This window comes from Kitasatospora sp. NPDC002965 (assembly GCF_040611255.1).
In the GTDB taxonomy this organism is placed as follows: domain Bacteria; phylum Actinomycetota; class Actinomycetes; order Streptomycetales; family Streptomycetaceae; genus Kitasatospora.
The window spans coordinates 1-15597 of record NZ_JBEXNT010000010.1; the positions used below are offsets into that span (position 1 = coordinate 1).

Annotated in this window: 9 protein-coding genes; 7 read left to right on the plus strand and 2 right to left on the minus strand. The window is 75.5% G+C overall.

The genetic code is table 11. The annotated features are described in order from the left end of the window. Positions 1-184 precede the first annotated feature (184 nt). Together ABZY91_RS06645 and ABZY91_RS06650 are read left to right on the plus strand one after the other, a co-directional pair. Positions 185-652: a hypothetical protein gene (locus ABZY91_RS06645; RefSeq protein ID WP_355400283.1), complete on the plus strand. Its 468-nt coding sequence runs from the start codon at positions 185-187 to the stop codon at positions 650-652. Between the two features lie 261 nt (positions 653-913). After that, the gene (locus ABZY91_RS06650; RefSeq protein ID WP_355400285.1) at positions 914-4195 is read left to right on the plus strand and encodes a tetratricopeptide repeat protein; all 3282 of its coding nucleotides are present in this window, start codon (positions 914-916) and stop codon (positions 4193-4195) included. Positions 4196-4320: 125 nt separating this feature from the next. On the opposite strand, the gene ABZY91_RS06655 is transcribed toward ABZY91_RS06650, so the two are convergent. Further along, a complete protein-coding gene (locus ABZY91_RS06655) occupies positions 4321-4920 on the minus strand; it encodes an NAD(P)H oxidoreductase (protein WP_355400432.1) in 600 nt (199 codons plus the stop codon). Positions 4921-5316: 396 nt separating this feature from the next. On the opposite strand from ABZY91_RS06655, the gene ABZY91_RS06660 reads away from it, so the two are divergent. Both ABZY91_RS06660 and ABZY91_RS06665 read left to right on the plus strand, forming a co-directional pair. Continuing rightward, complete coding sequence (locus tag ABZY91_RS06660) at positions 5317-8712, plus strand: BTAD domain-containing putative transcriptional regulator (RefSeq protein ID WP_355400287.1); 3396 nt, start codon at positions 5317-5319, stop codon at positions 8710-8712. 201 nt (positions 8713-8913) lie between these two features. Next, the gene (locus ABZY91_RS06665; protein ID WP_355400289.1) at positions 8914-10095 is read left to right on the plus strand and encodes an N-acetylmuramoyl-L-alanine amidase; all 1182 of its coding nucleotides are present in this window, start codon (positions 8914-8916) and stop codon (positions 10093-10095) included. A gap of 120 nt (positions 10096-10215) precedes the next feature. Here the strand turns inward: ABZY91_RS06665 and ABZY91_RS06670 are convergent, their stop codons facing one another. Continuing rightward, positions 10216-11868: an AMP-binding protein gene (locus tag ABZY91_RS06670; protein WP_355400291.1), complete on the minus strand. Its 1653-nt coding sequence runs from the start codon at positions 11866-11868 to the stop codon at positions 10216-10218. Between the two features lie 367 nt (positions 11869-12235). Here ABZY91_RS06670 and ABZY91_RS06675 point away from each other — a divergent pair, with 367 nt between their 5' ends. The 3 genes from ABZY91_RS06675 to ABZY91_RS06685 all read left to right on the plus strand — a co-directional run bounded on the left by ABZY91_RS06675 (position 12236) and on the right by ABZY91_RS06685 (position 15574). After that, positions 12236-13090 (plus strand): peptidoglycan DD-metalloendopeptidase family protein, encoded by an 855-nt coding sequence (locus tag ABZY91_RS06675; RefSeq protein WP_355400293.1) that lies wholly within the window; start codon positions 12236-12238, stop codon positions 13088-13090. A gap of 172 nt (positions 13091-13262) precedes the next feature. After that, the gene (locus ABZY91_RS06680; RefSeq protein ID WP_355400295.1) at positions 13263-14066 is read left to right on the plus strand and encodes an FHA domain-containing protein; all 804 of its coding nucleotides are present in this window, start codon (positions 13263-13265) and stop codon (positions 14064-14066) included. Next, the gene (locus ABZY91_RS06685; protein ID WP_355400297.1) at positions 14063-15574 is read left to right on the plus strand and encodes a serine/threonine-protein kinase; all 1512 of its coding nucleotides are present in this window, start codon (positions 14063-14065) and stop codon (positions 15572-15574) included. Before ABZY91_RS06680 ends, ABZY91_RS06685 begins: the two co-directional genes overlap by 4 nt. The last annotated feature ends 23 nt before the right edge of the window (positions 15575-15597 follow it).

The window sequence follows — 15597 nt, forward strand, 5'->3', positions numbered from 1 at the left end:
GGCGCACGGGTTCGGGTACCGGCGCCGGTCCCGCGCCCCGCGCCCCACGCCCCCACGGGTGCGCCCACCCGTCCGAGTGGTCCGCCGCCGTGTCCCGCGCGCCCGGCGGTGGGGCACGTCGATGCTGACGGTGGCGCGGCCGGACCCGGCCCGCGCCCGAGCAGCGACGAAACGGGTGAGCGCGATGTCCCAGAACCTGTTCCACCGATCCCTCCGGGCCGCCTGCGCGGTGGTGCTCCTGACCGCCGGTCCGGTCGCGGCGGCCACCGTCTACGGCGCCGACCTCGCGGTCACTGTCGCCGATCCCGCGCCCGTCCACGGCGGCGGCTTCACGTTCCTGCACCCCGTGGTGAGGAACACCGGTGGCATCGCCACCACCGAGCCGTTCACCCTGGCCGTCCACCTGCCGCCCGGGGTCGTCGGCACCGGCACGGCCCCCGGCGGCACCTGTTCCACCGGACCGCACGGCCACACCGTGACCTGTACGTTCCCGGCCGGCCTGGACGCCGGTGCCACCGCCGGCGCCGAGGTCCGGATCTCCGTCGCCTCGGGCATGGCCCCGGAGGTCCTCCGGGGAACCGTGGAGGTCGCCCTCCCCGGCGACCCGACCCCGGCCGACAACTCCGCCACGTTCGACATCGAGGTCCTGTAGGCCCGCCCGCCCGGGGCCGCCGCACCGCGGCCCGGGACGGCGTCCGGGGCGTGCACCGCCCGGCGGGAGCCCCGCCCCCGGCGGTGCACGCCGGGGACCGCCGAAAGTAGAGACATCCCCGGGCCCGATTCACTACCGTCGTTCCGACGGGGTTCGGGCGCGCGGCCGTCGGCCCGCGGTCGACGGCCCGCAGGGCGACCTGACGGCAGGTGGCCGGACCACGGTCGGCCCGCGGCCGGCCGGTCTCGGCAGGGGGTGGGAATGGCACAGGCGAAGAGGCGTCTGTCGCGTGCGGAGGCGGTGCGGCAGCGGGCCGGGGCCCAGTTCATCGGCCGACGGGCGCAGTTGGCCCTGTTCGTGGAGAACCTCGGCAAGGATCCCGATCCGGACGCCGGGCCGGACCCGGCGGACTTCCTGTTCCACGTGCGCGGGGTGGGCGGGGTCGGCAAGTCGACACTCCTCGCGCAGTGGCGGGAGGCGGCCCACCGGGCCGGAGCACTGACCGCGCTGGTCGACGACACCGACGTCCACGGCGTCGAGACCACGCTGACCGCACTCGCCCGCCAGCTGGCCGAACAGGCGGGCCCGCTCAGGGAGTTCGACAAGGCGGTCGAGCAGTACCGGCGGGCGCTGCAGGCCTCCGCCGAGCGCGTGCCCGAGCAGTCGCCCGGCGCGGAAGCGGCGTCGCTGCCGGCACGGCTCGTGACACAGGCGGCGTTCGGCGCCGCCTCGGTGCTGCCGGGGGCGGGCGTGGTCGCGGCCATCGCGAGTCCGGAGACCGTCGCGCAGGGTGCGGACCGCCTCGTCGCGGGCGTGCGGCAGCGGCGGCGCGGCGGCGACGGGGACGAGTCGGCACTCAGCCGCGCCTTCGTGGCCGAACTCGGCCGGATCTGCGAGCGCGACCGGGCACGGCGACCGTGGATCGTGCTGTTCCTCGACACCTGGGAGGTGACCGGCCGCTACCTCGACGGTTGGCTGAGGGAGACCATCGACGACGCGTTCGGCGCCCTGCCGCTGGAGGTCGTCTTCGTCCTCGCCGGGCGGGACGAGCTCGCCGAGCGCGAGTGGGCGCCGTGGCGGCCCGTCCTGGTGGACGTGCCGCTGGAGGTGTTCACCGAGCAGGAGGCCCGCGACCTGCTCGCCGCCCGGGGCGTCACCGATCCCGGTGTGGTCGACGCGGTCCTCCGGATGTCGATGCGGCTGCCGCTGCTGGTCGCCCTCCTGGCGCACGCCGACCCCGGCGCGGTCGACGTCGTCGCCGACGTCGGCGCGGACGTGGTCGACCAGGCCGTCGTGCGGTTCCTCCAGTGGATCGCCGAACCCGAGCGCCGCGAGACGGTGGTGGCCGCGGCGCTGCCGCTGCAACTGAACCAGGACCTGTTCGCCTGCGCCGTCCCTGACGCCGAACCGGCCGCCTGGGAATGGCTGTTGGGCCAGCCCTTCGTGGCCGGGCACGGCGACTTCCGGCAGTACCACGCCGTGGTCCGCACCAGCATGCTCCGCCGTCGCCGCACGCAGTCGCCCCGGCTGTGGACGGCCGCCCACTCCCGCCTCGCCGAGTACCACGCCGCCGCCCGGACGTCGGCGGAACAGCACCTCCAGGTGTCCCGGCGGACCGCAGACCCGCGGTGGCGCCGGCACCTGCTCAACGAGACCTACCACCGGCTGTGCGCGGATCCGCTGGCCGGCCTGCCCGCGGCCCTCGAACACACCGCCCGGACCGCCGGTGAGGCCCCGGACGCCCTGGCCGTGTGGGCGGAGATGCTCCACCAGGCCGCCCAGGACAGCGCCGACGCCGACCTCACCCACTGGGCCGACCTGATCAAGTCGGCCGCCGCCGGTGAGCAGCCGGTCCTGGAGACCCTCGGCGTGCTCACCGCCCCGGTCCTGCCCGCCCGCGTCCGGGCCTGGGCCCTCACCCACCGGGGCTACCAGAACTTCATCGAGGACCGCGACGACGACGCGCTCGCCGACCTCGACCTGGCCGTCGCCACCGCGGCCGGTCTCTCCCAGACGCTCGCCTACCGCGGCCGCGTGCACAGTTGGCACGCCCGCTACGAGCAGGCCCTGGCCGATCTCGGTGCCGCGCTGGCCCTCGACCCGGGCAACGCCTGGGCGCTCGCCCGGCGCGGGGAGACCCACCAACTGGCGGGCCGTGCCGAGGAGGCGATGCTCGACTTCACCGCCGCGCTGGCCCTCGACCCCGACGACGCCTGGGCGCTCGGCTCGCGCGGCCAGGCCCACCGCCAGGCCGGCCGACCCGACGAAGCCATCACCGACCTCACCGCCGCCCTCGCCCTCGACCCCGAGTACGCCTGGGCCCGGGTCCAGCGCGGCGAGGCGTACCGGCAGACGGGCCGGTTGGAGGAGGCCGTCGCCGACCTCAGTGCCGTCCTGGCCGTCGACCCCGAGGACATCTGGGCGCTCGGCTCGCGCGGCCAGGCCCACCGCCAGGCCGGCCGACCCGACGAAGCCATCACCGACCTCACCGCCGCCGTCACCCTCAACCCCGAGTACGCCTGGGCGTTCGCCGAACGGGGCGAGGCCCACCGCCAGACCGGCCGGCTGGAGGAAGCCGTCGCCGACTTCACCGCCGCACTCACCCTCGACCCCGCCTATGCCTGGGCCCTCGCCGGGCGCGGCGAGGCGTACCGGCAGGCGGACCTCCCGGAGCAGGCGATCGCCGACCTCACCGCCGCGCTCGCTCTCAGCCCGTCGGACGTCTGGGCGCTCCGCGCCCGCGGCCAGGCCCACCGCCAGGCCGGCCGACCCGACGAAGCCGTCACCGACCTCACCGCCGCCGTCACCCTGAATCCTTCCTACGCCTGGGCGTTCGCACTTCGGGGCGAGGTGCACCGGCTCGCGGGCGACCTGGAGGAGGCGGTGGCCGACTTCGACACGGCGCTCGCGCTCGATCCGGACGACGGCTGGACGCTCGGCTCGCGCGGTCAGGCCCACCGTCAGGCGGGCCACGCGGAACAGGCCGTCGCCGACCTCACCGCAGCGCTCACCCTCAACCCCGAGTACGTCTGGGCCCACGCCGAGCGGGGCCAGGCGCACCGTCAGGCGGGCCGGCCGGCCGAGGCCGTCGCCGACCTCGCTGCCGTCCTCGCCCTCGATCCCGCCGACACCGCGGTGCGGTGCGCCCTCGTCGCGGCGTACCGGCACGACGGACAGCTCACGGCCGCACGGGAGGCCCTGCGCGAGGTGCCGCCGGCGGACGCGGCGACCGCGCCGGTCCTGGCGGAGGAGGCCATGCTGCGGTTGTTCGAGGCGGGGCGGGCGGCCTCGGCCCCCGAGTGGAGCGCCTTCCTCGAAGCCCCGTACGGCGATCCCGAGGACCCCTTCGAGGCGGCGGTGCGGCAGTTCGTCCACGGCCTCGTCCTCGGGGACACCGCTCCGGACGGCCTGGCACGCGCCTTCCTCGCCGTGGCCGGCGCGCGTGCCGTGCTCGCCGACATCCGCCTGTACGTGGCCGAGCTGACCCACGCGGAGCCGCCCGTCTCCGCCCGGGCCGAGGCAGCTCTGCGGCTCCTGGGGTAAGGCGGTAGGGCCGGCGGCGCCGGGCCGGCGGGAGCAGGGCGGGGGCCGCGGGCGGGGCGGCGGGAGCAGGGCGGGGCGGCGGGAGCAGGGCGGGGCAGCGGGAACGGGCCGGCGAACGGGCCGGGCTATCCGACCGGGGCCGGAGCGAGGAGGGCGCCGATTGCGCGGTCCGTCTCGTCCAGCACACGCCCGCCGGCGGCGAGGGAGTCGTGCAGGAGGACCACCGAGGCGTCCGTGATGCCGCAGAACTCCGAGATGCCGGCCTTGAGCAGGCGGGTGACCGTCACGTCCCAGCCCAGCTCGGCGAACTCCGCCGCCGGGTAGCTGCTCAGCCCGAGCCAGAGCATCCGCTTGGCCGCCAGCCCCGGCCGGCTGCGCCCGTAGGCGAAGCCGTAGTTCCAGACCCGGTCGATCCAGCCCTTCAGGACGGCCGGCGGGCCGAACCACCAGAGCGGGAACACGGGGACGATGACGTCGGCGGCCTCGATCCGCCGCATGTGGGCCCGGACGTCGGCGGAGTAGGTCTTGTCCCGGTGCTGCCAGTCGGGCTCGTCCTCGGGCGTCATCCGGGGATCGAAGCCTTCGGCGTGCAGGTCGAGCAGGTCCACCCGGTAGCCGGCGGCGGCGAACCGGTCTGCGGCCCGGGCGGCCACCTGGGCGGTCAGCGAGTCGGACCGCGGATGGGCGAGGACCAGCAGGACCTGCGGTCGGCGGCCCTCCGGCAGGGCGCCCCCGGAGACCTCGCCGCCCTCGCCTGCGCGGCGGGCTGCGGAGTCGGCACGGTGGAGCGCGGGGTCGGTGACGAGGGCGAGGACGGGGTCGGCGACGGGGTGGGTCACGGCTCGGGTCACGGTGCTGCTCCTCGGGAAGTCGGGCGGCCGGGCGGGCGGCCGGGCGGAGGTCCCGCGGGGGGCCTGTCCCGGACGCTGTCGCGCGGGCGGTCGTCCGGCGGGCCCCGGTGGGCTCCGCCGTTCACGGGAATCACCCTGCCGGGCCGCGCGCACGGACCGCTCACGGCCTGCGCACGGGCGGCGCCCCGCCCGCCGTCCGCCACCGGGGCGGCCACCCGCCGTGCACGCCCCGCCCGCCGGTACCGGACCGGTACCGCCTAACGTGGCGTCATGCGCTTCGACCTGCTCGGCCCCCTGCGGATCCGCACCGACGACGGCTCGCCCGTCACCGTCCGCGAACCGAAGGTCCGGGCCCTGCTCGCCGATCTGCTCGCCCACCACGGGCGACCGCTCCCGGCCGACCGGCTGGTGGAGGACCTCTGGGAGGACCGGCCGCCGGGCAACCCGGCCAACACCCTCCAGACGAAGGTGTCGCAGCTGCGCCGCGCCCTGGAGCAGGCCGAACCCGGAGCCCGGTCCCTGGTCGCCCTGACGCCGGCCGGCTACACCCTCCAGGTGGCCGACGAGGCCGTGGACACGGGGCGGTTCGCCGTGCTGACCGCCCTGGCCGAGCAGGCGCACCGGGCGGGGGACCGGACCGGGCGGGCCCGGCTGCTCGGGGAGGCACTCGCCCTGTGGCGCGGCCCGGCACTCGCCGAGTTCCGCGACGCGACGTTCGCCCGGGCCGTGGCGGTCCGCCTGGACGAGCAGTACCTGACCGCCCTGGAGGCGTCCGCCGAGGCCCGCCTCGACCTCGGCCAGCACCGTGAGCTGGCCGACGAGTTGGCCGCCGCGGTGGCCGAACACCCGCTGCGCGAGCGGCTTCGGGGGGCCCACCTGCGCGCGCTGTACCGGGCGGGCCGGCAGAGCGAGGCGCTCGCGGGGTTCGCCGAGATCAAGACGCAGCTGGCCGAGGAACTCGGCCTGGACCCGGGGCCCGAACTCGGCGACCTGCACACCGCCCTGCTGCGGCAGGACCCGTCGCTGGGGGTACCGGCCACCACCGCGGGCAGCGCGCCCGCGCCGTTGGAGCACGGCGAGGCCCACCTGCCGGCCCCGGTCACCGCCCTGGTCGGCCGGGCGGCGGACGCGGCCCGGGTCCACCGGCTGGTGCGGGACGGCCGGCTGGTCACCCTGGTCGGGCCGGGCGGGGTCGGCAAGACCCGGCTCGCCCTGGAGGTGGCCGCCCAGGTGTCCGGCGACCACGCCGACGGCGTCCGGTTCGTCGAACTCACGCCGCTCGCCGGTGACCTGGCCGCGGCCGTCGCCGCCGCACTCGGCCTCCGGGAGGACCACGCCGCCGGATCGGCCGCCGACCGGCTGGCGCGCGCCCTGCGGGCCCGGGACCTCCTGCTCGTGCTGGACGGCTGCGAGCACCTCGTCGACCAGGCCGCCGACCTCACCGCGCACCTGCTCCGGCACGCCCCCGGCCTGCGGGTGCTGGCGACCAGTCAGGAACCTCTCGCCCTGGACGGCGAGTCCCTCCACCTGGTCCGGCCGCTCGCGGAGAGCGACGCGATCGCGCTGTTCACCGCCCGTGCGCGGGCCGCCGCACCGGACTTCGCACTCGGGCCCGCCACCGCCGACGCGGTCGCCGCGATCTGCGCCCGGCTGGACGGGATCCCACTGGCCCTCGAACTGGCCGCCGCCCGGGTGCGCGCGCTCGGCGTGCACAGCATCGCCGCGCGCCTGGACGACCGGTTCCGGCTGCTCACCGCCGGCCGCCGGGACGCCCCGGCCCGCCAGCGCACGCTCCGCGCCGTCATCGACTGGAGCTGGGAGCTGCTCGGCGACGAGGAGCGCACGCTGCTGCGCCGGCTCGCCGTGTTCGCCGGCGGTTGCACGGCCGACGCCGCGCAGGAGGTCTGTGCCACACCCGGCCCGCAGCCGGCCGACCTGCCCGCGTCCGCCGTCCTGGACACGCTCGGCCGGCTGGTCGACCGGTCGTTGGTGTCCGTGAGCGCGGGCCCGGCGGGCCCGGGTTCCGGGGGTGCGGGTTCCTCCGGCCCGGGCGGGGAGGACGGCGGCCCCCGGTACCGGCTGCTGGAGTCCATCGCCGCGTACGGGCTGGAGCGGCTGGAGGAGGCGGACGAGACCGCCGCCGTCCGGCGTCGCCACCGTACGTACTGCACCGAGCTCGCCGAGCACAGCGGCAGGCTGCTCCACGGGCCCGGCCAGCACGCCGCGCTGGACCGCCTCGACCGGGAGAACCCCGACCTGTGCGCCGCCCTCGGCGACGCCGTCGAGCAGCGCGACACCGCACTGGCGACCCGGCTGGTGAACGCGCTCACGTGGTACTGGTTCCTGCGCGGCCGTCCGGCCGAGGCGCACCACCGGCTGACCACCGTGCTGGCCCTCGCCGGGCCCGCCGACGCGGCCCGCGCCGCCGCACTGGCCCGCCGGGAGGCCTTCGCCCTGCTCACCGGTGAGGCCGAGGCCGACCGGGGCCCCGGTCAGGGCGCCGATCGGGGCCTTGCGCCTGACGAGGCTCCGGCGGACGCCGGTGCCGTCGGCACCGACCACGGCGGCGGCACCGGCCACCCGGCCGAGGCCCGGGCCCGCTGGCTGCTGGGATTCGCCCGCTGCGGCTTCGGCCGCTCCGGCACGGGAGGCACCGAGACCGTTCGTCTGCTCGCGGAGTTCCGCCGGACCGGGGACCGCTGGGGCGAGGCGGCCGCCCACGCCACCCTGACGGCGCAGGCCGGCTACCGCGGCGACCTGCCCGCCGTCCGCCACCACGCCACCGAGAGCGCAGCGCTGTTCGCGGAACTCGGCGACGGCTGGGGCCGCCTCCGGGCGACCGAGCACCTCGGTGTGCTCGCCGAGATCGCCGGTGACTACGACCGGGCGCGCCGGCTGCACGAGGAGGGTGTCCGGCTGGCGGAGGAGCTGAGGCTCTGGACCGACCTGTCCTTCCTGCTCTCCCGGGCGGGCCGGATCGCCCTGCTCACGGGGGACCTCGACGCCTCCGCGCGACTGCACGAGCGGGCCCGGACGCTCGCCGTCGAGCAGTCGCACCGGCCCGCCCAGCAGTTCGCCGACATGGGTCTCGCCCTCACCGCCCGTCGCCGGGGCGACCTCGAAGCCGCGGAGGTGCTGCTCCTCCCCTGGCTCGCCTGGAACCGCGAACAGGGCGTGGACGCCGGCACCGCTCTGATCCTGGCGCAGCTCGGCTTCGCCGCCGAGCAGCGGGGGGACGCCGGGCGCGCGACCGGTTTCCACCTGGAGGGACTGCGCACCGCCGAGCGGACCGGGGACGTCCGGGCGGTGGCCCTCGCCCTGGAGGGGCTGGCCGGCGCCCGTTCCCTCGGCGCGCCCTCGGTCGCCGGGTCCGCCACCGGGCAGGACGACCAGGCCGGGCACCGCGAGCACGCCCAGCACGCCCAGTACGCCGAACACGCAGCCGAACTCCTCGGCACCGCCGCCGAACTGCGCCGCTCGGTCGGCTCCCCGCTGCCCGCGGCCGAGCGTTTCGACACCGACCGGATCGGTGCCCGCGCCCTCGGCTCCCTCGGCGCGGAGGGCTTCGCCGCCGCCCACGCCCGGGGCGAACGGACACCGGTGGCCGACCACCCGGTCCGTTTCGCCCCGTTCGACAGCCCGGCGAGCGGCCTCCCGGCCCGGTGAATCGAAATCGGACTTTCGTGCTGTTTCTGCCCCTTCGGGCACAGGTTTTCTGAAAAATTACGAACCAAAACGATCATCTGGATAGATTCATAGTCGACTGCCGAGCCGTCATTCGGGGCACCCGTCTGCCTCCGTCCGACGGGTCGTCACGTCGGCCGTGCCCGTTTTTTTACCCGCTCCACACCCCGAGACAGGACACCCATGCCGAACGCCCGACCCGCCGTCACCCGGCGCACCCTGGTCACCGCGATAGGCGCCACGGCCGCCGCACTCGCCACCGCGAACGCCGCGAACGCCGCCACTGCGAGCACCCCTGCCACCGGTTCCCCGGCCGGCACGCCGGCCGCCCCGGCCTCGAACCCCGCCCGTACGGTCACCACCCCCGCCACCCGGGCCCGGTCCGCAGCCGGCGGGGCAGCCGCCGACGTCCGCGCGGAGTTCCCGATCCGCTACGTCGGTGTCAGCTGGGACGGCCCCCGGCGCGGCGCGGCCATCCGCCTCCACCACGACGGCACCGGGCCCGGCGCCTGGAAGCCGCTGACCGCCGGCTGCGCGGGCGGCCCGGACCCGGTCGGCCACTCGGACCTCGCGACGGCGGCCGCCGCCCCCGCCGCCACCGTGCTCGTCGCCGCCGACGGCGCGGTCGGCTACGAGCTGCGCCTGCCCGACGGCGCCGCCAACCTCCGCTCCGCGGCCGTCGACACCACCCACGGTCCGGTCCGCAGCGCGTCGATCTCCCCGAGCGCTCCCACCACCTTCTGCGGCGTGCAGTACCTGCCGCGCGCCGCGTGGGGCGCCGACGAGTCCAAGCGCTTCAAGAACGGCGCCGAGAACTCCCCCGCCAAGTACTACCCGCTGCAGACCCTGACGGTGCACCACACCGACACCCCGAACGCCGACGCCGACCCGGCGGCCACCGTGCGGGCGATCTACGAGTACCACGCCATCACCCTCGACTGGGGCGACATCGGCTACCACTTCCTGATCGACGAGGCCGGGCGGATCTACGAGGGCCGCTGGTCCGGCGAGGACGGCATCCCCGGGCACGACGCGACCGGCAACGTGGTCACGGCCTTCCACACCGCCGGGTTCAACTCCGGCAACCTCGGCATCGCCCTGCTCGGCACCCTCACCGGCCAGGAGCCCACCGCGCAGGCGCGGCGCTCGCTCACCCTGCTGCTCGCCCTCGCGGCCGGTACGCACGGTCTGAACCCGCAGGCCCACGTCACCTACGTCAACCCGGTCAACGGTGTGACCAAGCCGGTCGACATGATCAGCGGCCACCGCGACTGGCTGGCCACCGAGTGCCCCGGCGGCGTCACGTACGCCACCCTTCCCGCCCTGCGCGCCGACGTCGCCGCCCGTATCGGCTCGGGAAGCTGACCTCCGTCAGGTGACGTCCGACAGCTGATTTCCTGCTGCTGACCTCCGGCTGCCGGTGGCACCGGGTACCCCCCGGGGCCACCGGTGGCCGGGCGGCACACACGCGCGCAAGGACGCCGTTCAGGCGTGCTCGCCGCCGGCCGCACCGCCGAGGCCCAGGAGCCCGACCGCCTGTTCGCGCATCTCCACCTTGCGGACCTTCCCGGTCACGGTCATCGGGAACTCGTCGACCAGGTGCACGTAACGCGGCACCTTGTAGTGCGCGATCCGGTCGGCGCAGTACTCCCGCAGGGCCTCGGCCGTCAGCTCCGGCGCACCGGGGCGCGGCCGGACCCAGGCCATCAGCTCCTCCCCGTACCGGGCGTCGGGCACGCCGATCACCTGGACGTCCAGGATGTCGGGATGGGTGTGCAGGAACTCCTCGACCTCGCGCGGGTAGATGTTCTCGCCGCCCCGGATGACCATGTCCTTGAGCCTGCCGGTGACGGTGAGGTAGCCCTCCTCGTCCATCGCCGCGAGGTCACCGGTGTGCATCCAGCCGTCGGCGTCGATCGCCTCCGCCGTCCGGTCCGGCTCCTCCCAGTAGCCGAGCATCACCGAGTAGCCGCGGGTGCAGAGTTCGCCGGGGGTGCCGCGCAGGACGGTCGTACCGGTGTCCGGGTCGACCACCTTGACCTCCAGGTGCGGGCCCACCCGGCCGACGGTGGAGACGCGCCGCTCCAGCGGGTCCTCCGCGCGGGTCTGGGTGGAGACCGGCGAGGTCTCGGTCATGCCGTAGCAGATGGAGACGTCGCGCATGCCCATCCGGTCGACCACCTGCTTCATGACCTCGGTCGGGCAGGGCGATCCCGCCATGATCCCGGTGCGCAGGCTGGACAGGTCGTGGTCGTCGAAGCCGGGCTCGCCGAGTTCCGCGATGAACATCGTCGGCACGCCGTAGAGCGAGGTGCACCGCTCGGCGGCCACCGCGCGCAGGGTGGCGGCGGCGTCGAAGGCCGGCGCCGGGATCACGACGCAGGAACCGTGGGAGAGGGCCGCCAGGTTGGCCATGACCATCCCGAAGCAGTGGTAGAACGGGACGGGCACACAGATCCGGTCCGTCTCCGAGTAGCCGCACGCCTCCCCGACGAAGTAGCCGTTGTTGAGGATGTTGTGGTGCGAGAGCGTGGCGCCCTTGGGGAAGCCGGTGGTGCCCGAGGTGTACTGGATGTTGATCGGATCGTGCGGTCCGAGCTCCGCGCCGATCGCCGACAGCCGGGCCCGGTCCCCGCGTCCGCCGGCCGCCGACAGCTCGTCCCAGTCCGCCGAGCCGATCAGCAGCACGTCCCTCAGCTCCGGACAGCGCGGGCCCGCCTCCGCCAGCATCGCCGCATAGTCGGAGGTCTTGAAGCGCGGCGCCGCGACGACCGTCCGGATCCCCGACTGGCGCAGCACGTACTCGACCTCGTGCACCCGGTAGCCCGGGTTGACGGTCACCAGGACCGCGCCGATCCGCGCGGTGGCGTACTGCACGAACACCCACTCCGCGCAGTTCGGCGCCCAGATCCCGACCCGGTCGCCCGCCGTCACGCCCAGCCCCACCAGACCGAGCGCGACCCGGTCCACCTCCGCCGACAACTCCCGGTACGTCCACCGCCGTCCGCCCGGCACGTCGACCAGGGCCTCCCGCTCCGGGAAGGCCCGCACGGCGCGGTCGAGGGCGGCACCGATCGTGTGGTCCAGCAGCGGCGTGGAGGCGCTGCCGGCACTGATGCTGGGAGACGGCGAGGTCATGGCGAGGGCTCCTGGACTCGTCCGGGCACAGGGCGACCGAGTCTACGCAGACCGCCCCACCCCGTCACCCGTCCGGACAGCGGTCCTTCGGGCCCGGGACCGGGGCCACCGCCCGGACCCTCACAGGTCTGAGGTGCCGGGGAAGGCCCGGACGGGCCCAGGATGGTCGGCGGGCGAGGGCGGGCTCTCCGGGCGGGGCCGTCCGGCCGTCGTCGTCCGGGCGGGGACACACCTGCCGGCAGCGCACCGGAGAGTCGGGACAGTGGGGAGAGGGACCGTGGAACGAGGGACCGTGGGACGAGGGACCGTGGAGAGAACGACGGGAAGTACGTCGGGGCGAACGGCGTACCGGCGGGGCCTGCCGGGCGTGTTGCTGCCGGTGCTGCTCGCGGTGCTGGCCCTGCTGGGCGGGGCGGTCCCGGCCGGTGCCTCCCCCGCGCGGGGGCGGGCCTCGGCCGACACCAGGCCGGTGTTCCAACTGCCGTTCCCGTGCGGCACCGTGTGGCAGTTGAACACCTGGGGGCACGACCCCGCGCTGGACATGGTGGTCGAGCACAACACCGGCTCCGACGGGCTGCCGGTCCTCGCCTCGGCGGCGGGCACCGTCTCCGCCACGTACTGGAACAACGGCTCGGGCAACACCGTCCAGATCAACCACGGCAACGGCTGGTTCACGGCCTACTACCACCTCAAGGACGGCCCGGCCGCGTACGTGCAGAAGGGCGACCCGGTGACCCCGTCCACCGTGATCGGGCGGATCGGCACCACGGGCAACTCCGGCTGGTCGCACCTGCATTACGAGCAGCGCCACCTGGCCACCGGCGGTGACTTCACCGACGAGAGCCACCGGGTGCCGGCGAGGTTCGACGGCGTCGAGTACGCCGGTGCCGCGCGGGAGTGGCCGAGCGTGACCAGCCGCAACTGCTCCCCCGGCCCGTCCGACCCCTGGCAGGACTGCCCGGCGGGCTGGGTCTGCTTCTACTCCGGCACGGACGGCACCGGCACCGTCTGCCGTACCGACGTCGACGTGCCCTCCAGCACCTGCGGACTGCGCCGGTCGTTCTTCAACAACGGGAATCCGCAGCCGGGTTACGACCACGTGCAGGTGTACTTCCGGGAGGGCGGGAGCCAGTGCCTGCACTTCGGCCCGACCGACGGCCGCGGCAACCTGCCGTCCGGCGGGCGGACCGTCGACCGGATCGAGTGGCGCGGCGAGTGCTGACGACCGCACGGCGGGACCGGCTCCGGCGCGGGCGGCTACGGTCACCCGGAGGGCGGAGCGACCGGGATACTAGCTGATCGAGCGTCAAAAACGGTCGAGAAACGGCACTTTCAACGGCAGTTGGCCCTCTGCACCTACCTTCTCCCGGCTGTCCGGGAGAAGGTACTGTGTCATGCACAGTATCATCGTGGTTCCGACGGCGGCCGACCCGTCCGCCCAGATCCGGCTGGCGCCCGGCGACACGCTCCACTTCGGCCGCAGCGCCCCCGCCGACCACCGCCGGCACCTCCTGCTCCCCCACGCCGGTGTCTCCCGCTCCGCCGGGGAGATCACCTGCGTCGGCACCTTCTGGTCGCTGAGCAACTTCAGCCCCTCCGCCACCTACGTGGTCGAGAACCCCGAGGGCGCAGGTGAGCACATCAAGGTCGCCCCGGGCCGGGTCGAGGCGCCCGTCCCGTTCGAGTTCGCCCGGATCGTCCTGCCGGCCGGGGGCGACCTGCTCGGCCTCGACGTCTGGGCGCCACGCCACGAGTACGTCGAGTTCGGGGCGCCCGACGGCCCCGACGGACCGGACGACGCCGACGGCCAGGGCGACCGCGGCGGTACGCCCACCGTGGTGGCCTTCCCGCTCGACCGCACCAAACGCTACTTCCTCGTCCTCACCGCCCTGTGCGAACCCCGGCTCCGCGGACGGCCACACGCGCCGCTGCCCACCGTCGAACAGGTGGTGACACGGCTGCGGCCGATCTGGCCCGAGGTCAACCGGGCGGCGGTGCAGTGGAACATCGGCTATCTCGCCGTCAAACTCCGCCTGCGCGCCGCACCGGACACGGCCGCCGCCGACCCGGACGGCCCGGGCATCCGGCTGAACGGGAAGAAGGACGCGCTCGTGTCGCTGGCGCTCCGCTTCGACCTGGTCCGCGAGGAGCACCTCGCCGCCCTCACCGCCCCGGTGACGGGCAGGCCCCGCCGATGAGCGGGCCGGAGCAGCACCCGGTACTCGCCCGCTCGGCGTCCTCCGGGTCGCTCACCGTCCCGTCCGGCTACCGGGTCGGCCCCTGGGAGGTCGGCGAGCCGCTGGGCGCGGGCGGATTCGGCAGCGTGTACGCGGGCCGGGGAGCCGACGTCTCCTACGGGGCGGACCACACGACCGGGACGGGGACAGGAACCGGCACGGACGCGACCGGCGCGGGCGTCGCGCTCAAGTTCCTGCCCACCGGCACCCGCACCCCTCGCCAGCTCCGTCATCTGCGCGAGCTGGCCGACCGTGAGATCGCCCTGCTCAGCACCCTGCGAGCACCGCGCCTGATCCGCCTGCACGACGTCCTGACCGTCGACGACCCCGCCCACCCCGAGCTCGACGGCGCCACCGTCCTCGTCCTCGAACGGGCCGAGCGCTCCCTCGACACCCTCCTCGCCGGCGACGGCGCGCCGCCCGGACGGGCCGCCGGCGTACTCACCGACGTCCTGGAGGGGCTCCACCAACTGCACGGCGCCGGCTGGGTGCACGGCGACCTCAAGCCCGCCAACGTCCTGCTGATGGCCGACGGCACGACCCGGCTCGCCGACTTCAACCTCTCCGCGCAACTGGAGGACACGCACGCCTACTCCCCCGCGTTCACCACACCCGACTACACGCCGCCCGAGCTGCTCTGGGCCGACGTCGGGGAGCGCGGCATCCGCACCAGGCCCACCACCGACATCTGGGCCTTCGGCGTGCTGGCCCACCTCGTCCTGACCGGATCGTTGCCGCTCCCCGGCACCACCCCCGCCGCCCGCCGCGACGCCACCGCACGCTACGCCCGCGGCCGGGAGGAACTCCGCCTCTCCCCCCGCCTGCCGGCCGGCTGGCGGCAGATCGTCGCCGACTGCCTCGCACCGACCCACGAGCAGCGCGCCGCGCACGACGCACTCTCGCTGCTCCACCGGGCCCGGACGGCCGGCGACGGGCCGGAGGCGGACGGGCCCGACCCGGCCGCGGGGGGAGACCGGCCGACGGCAGCCGCCCGGCCGGAGCACCGGCCGGGCGGAGCACCGGGCCGGGAACCGGGCCAGGGGGCCCGAAGACGCCGGCGGGCCTCCCGTCGGCTGCTGGCCGGCGCGGCCGTCCTGGCGGCGGTGGGCAGCGGGGCGCTCTGGATCGGCCTGGCCCCCCGGGCCGGGGCCGAGGGCTACGAGCGATGTATCCGCAGCGCCGTCTGCCTCTTCTCGGAGCACGGCGGCCGGGGCGAGATGTGCTCGTGGATCGACGCCGACGACGACTGGCTGGACGACCAGATCGCCTGCCCCTGGATGGCACGGAAGCCGCCCCGCTCGATCTTCAACAACGGGTACGGACCGGACATGGGCGCGCTGAAGAAGGACGTCGAGTACTTCGAACGACCAGGCCTGACGGGCTTCCTGGCCTGTCTCCCCGTCCAGACCCGGACCGACCTCGACCCCTCGGTCCGGCCCCGGTCCCACCGCTGGGTCGCGCAGTGCTGATACGGCGCGCCGGCCGGAGCCGA

Bases quoted from the DNA above. Each gene is read 5' to 3' on its own strand.
- ABZY91_RS06645 (WP_355400283.1), top strand. From the start codon at position 185: ATGTCCCAGAACCTGTTCCACCGATCCCTCCGGGCCGCCTGCGCGGTG.
- ABZY91_RS06650 (WP_355400285.1), top strand. From the start codon at position 914: ATGGCACAGGCGAAGAGGCGTCTGTCGCGTGCGGAGGCGGTGCGGCAG.
- ABZY91_RS06660 (WP_355400287.1), top strand. From the start codon at position 5,317: ATGCGCTTCGACCTGCTCGGCCCCCTGCGGATCCGCACCGACGACGGC.
- ABZY91_RS06665 (WP_355400289.1), top strand. From the start codon at position 8,914: ATGCCGAACGCCCGACCCGCCGTCACCCGGCGCACCCTGGTCACCGCG.
- ABZY91_RS06670 (WP_355400291.1), bottom strand. From the start codon at position 11,868: ATGACCTCGCCGTCTCCCAGCATCAGTGCCGGCAGCGCCTCCACGCCG.
- ABZY91_RS06680 (WP_355400295.1), top strand. From the start codon at position 13,263: ATGCACAGTATCATCGTGGTTCCGACGGCGGCCGACCCGTCCGCCCAG.
- ABZY91_RS06685 (WP_355400297.1), top strand. From the start codon at position 14,063: ATGAGCGGGCCGGAGCAGCACCCGGTACTCGCCCGCTCGGCGTCCTCC.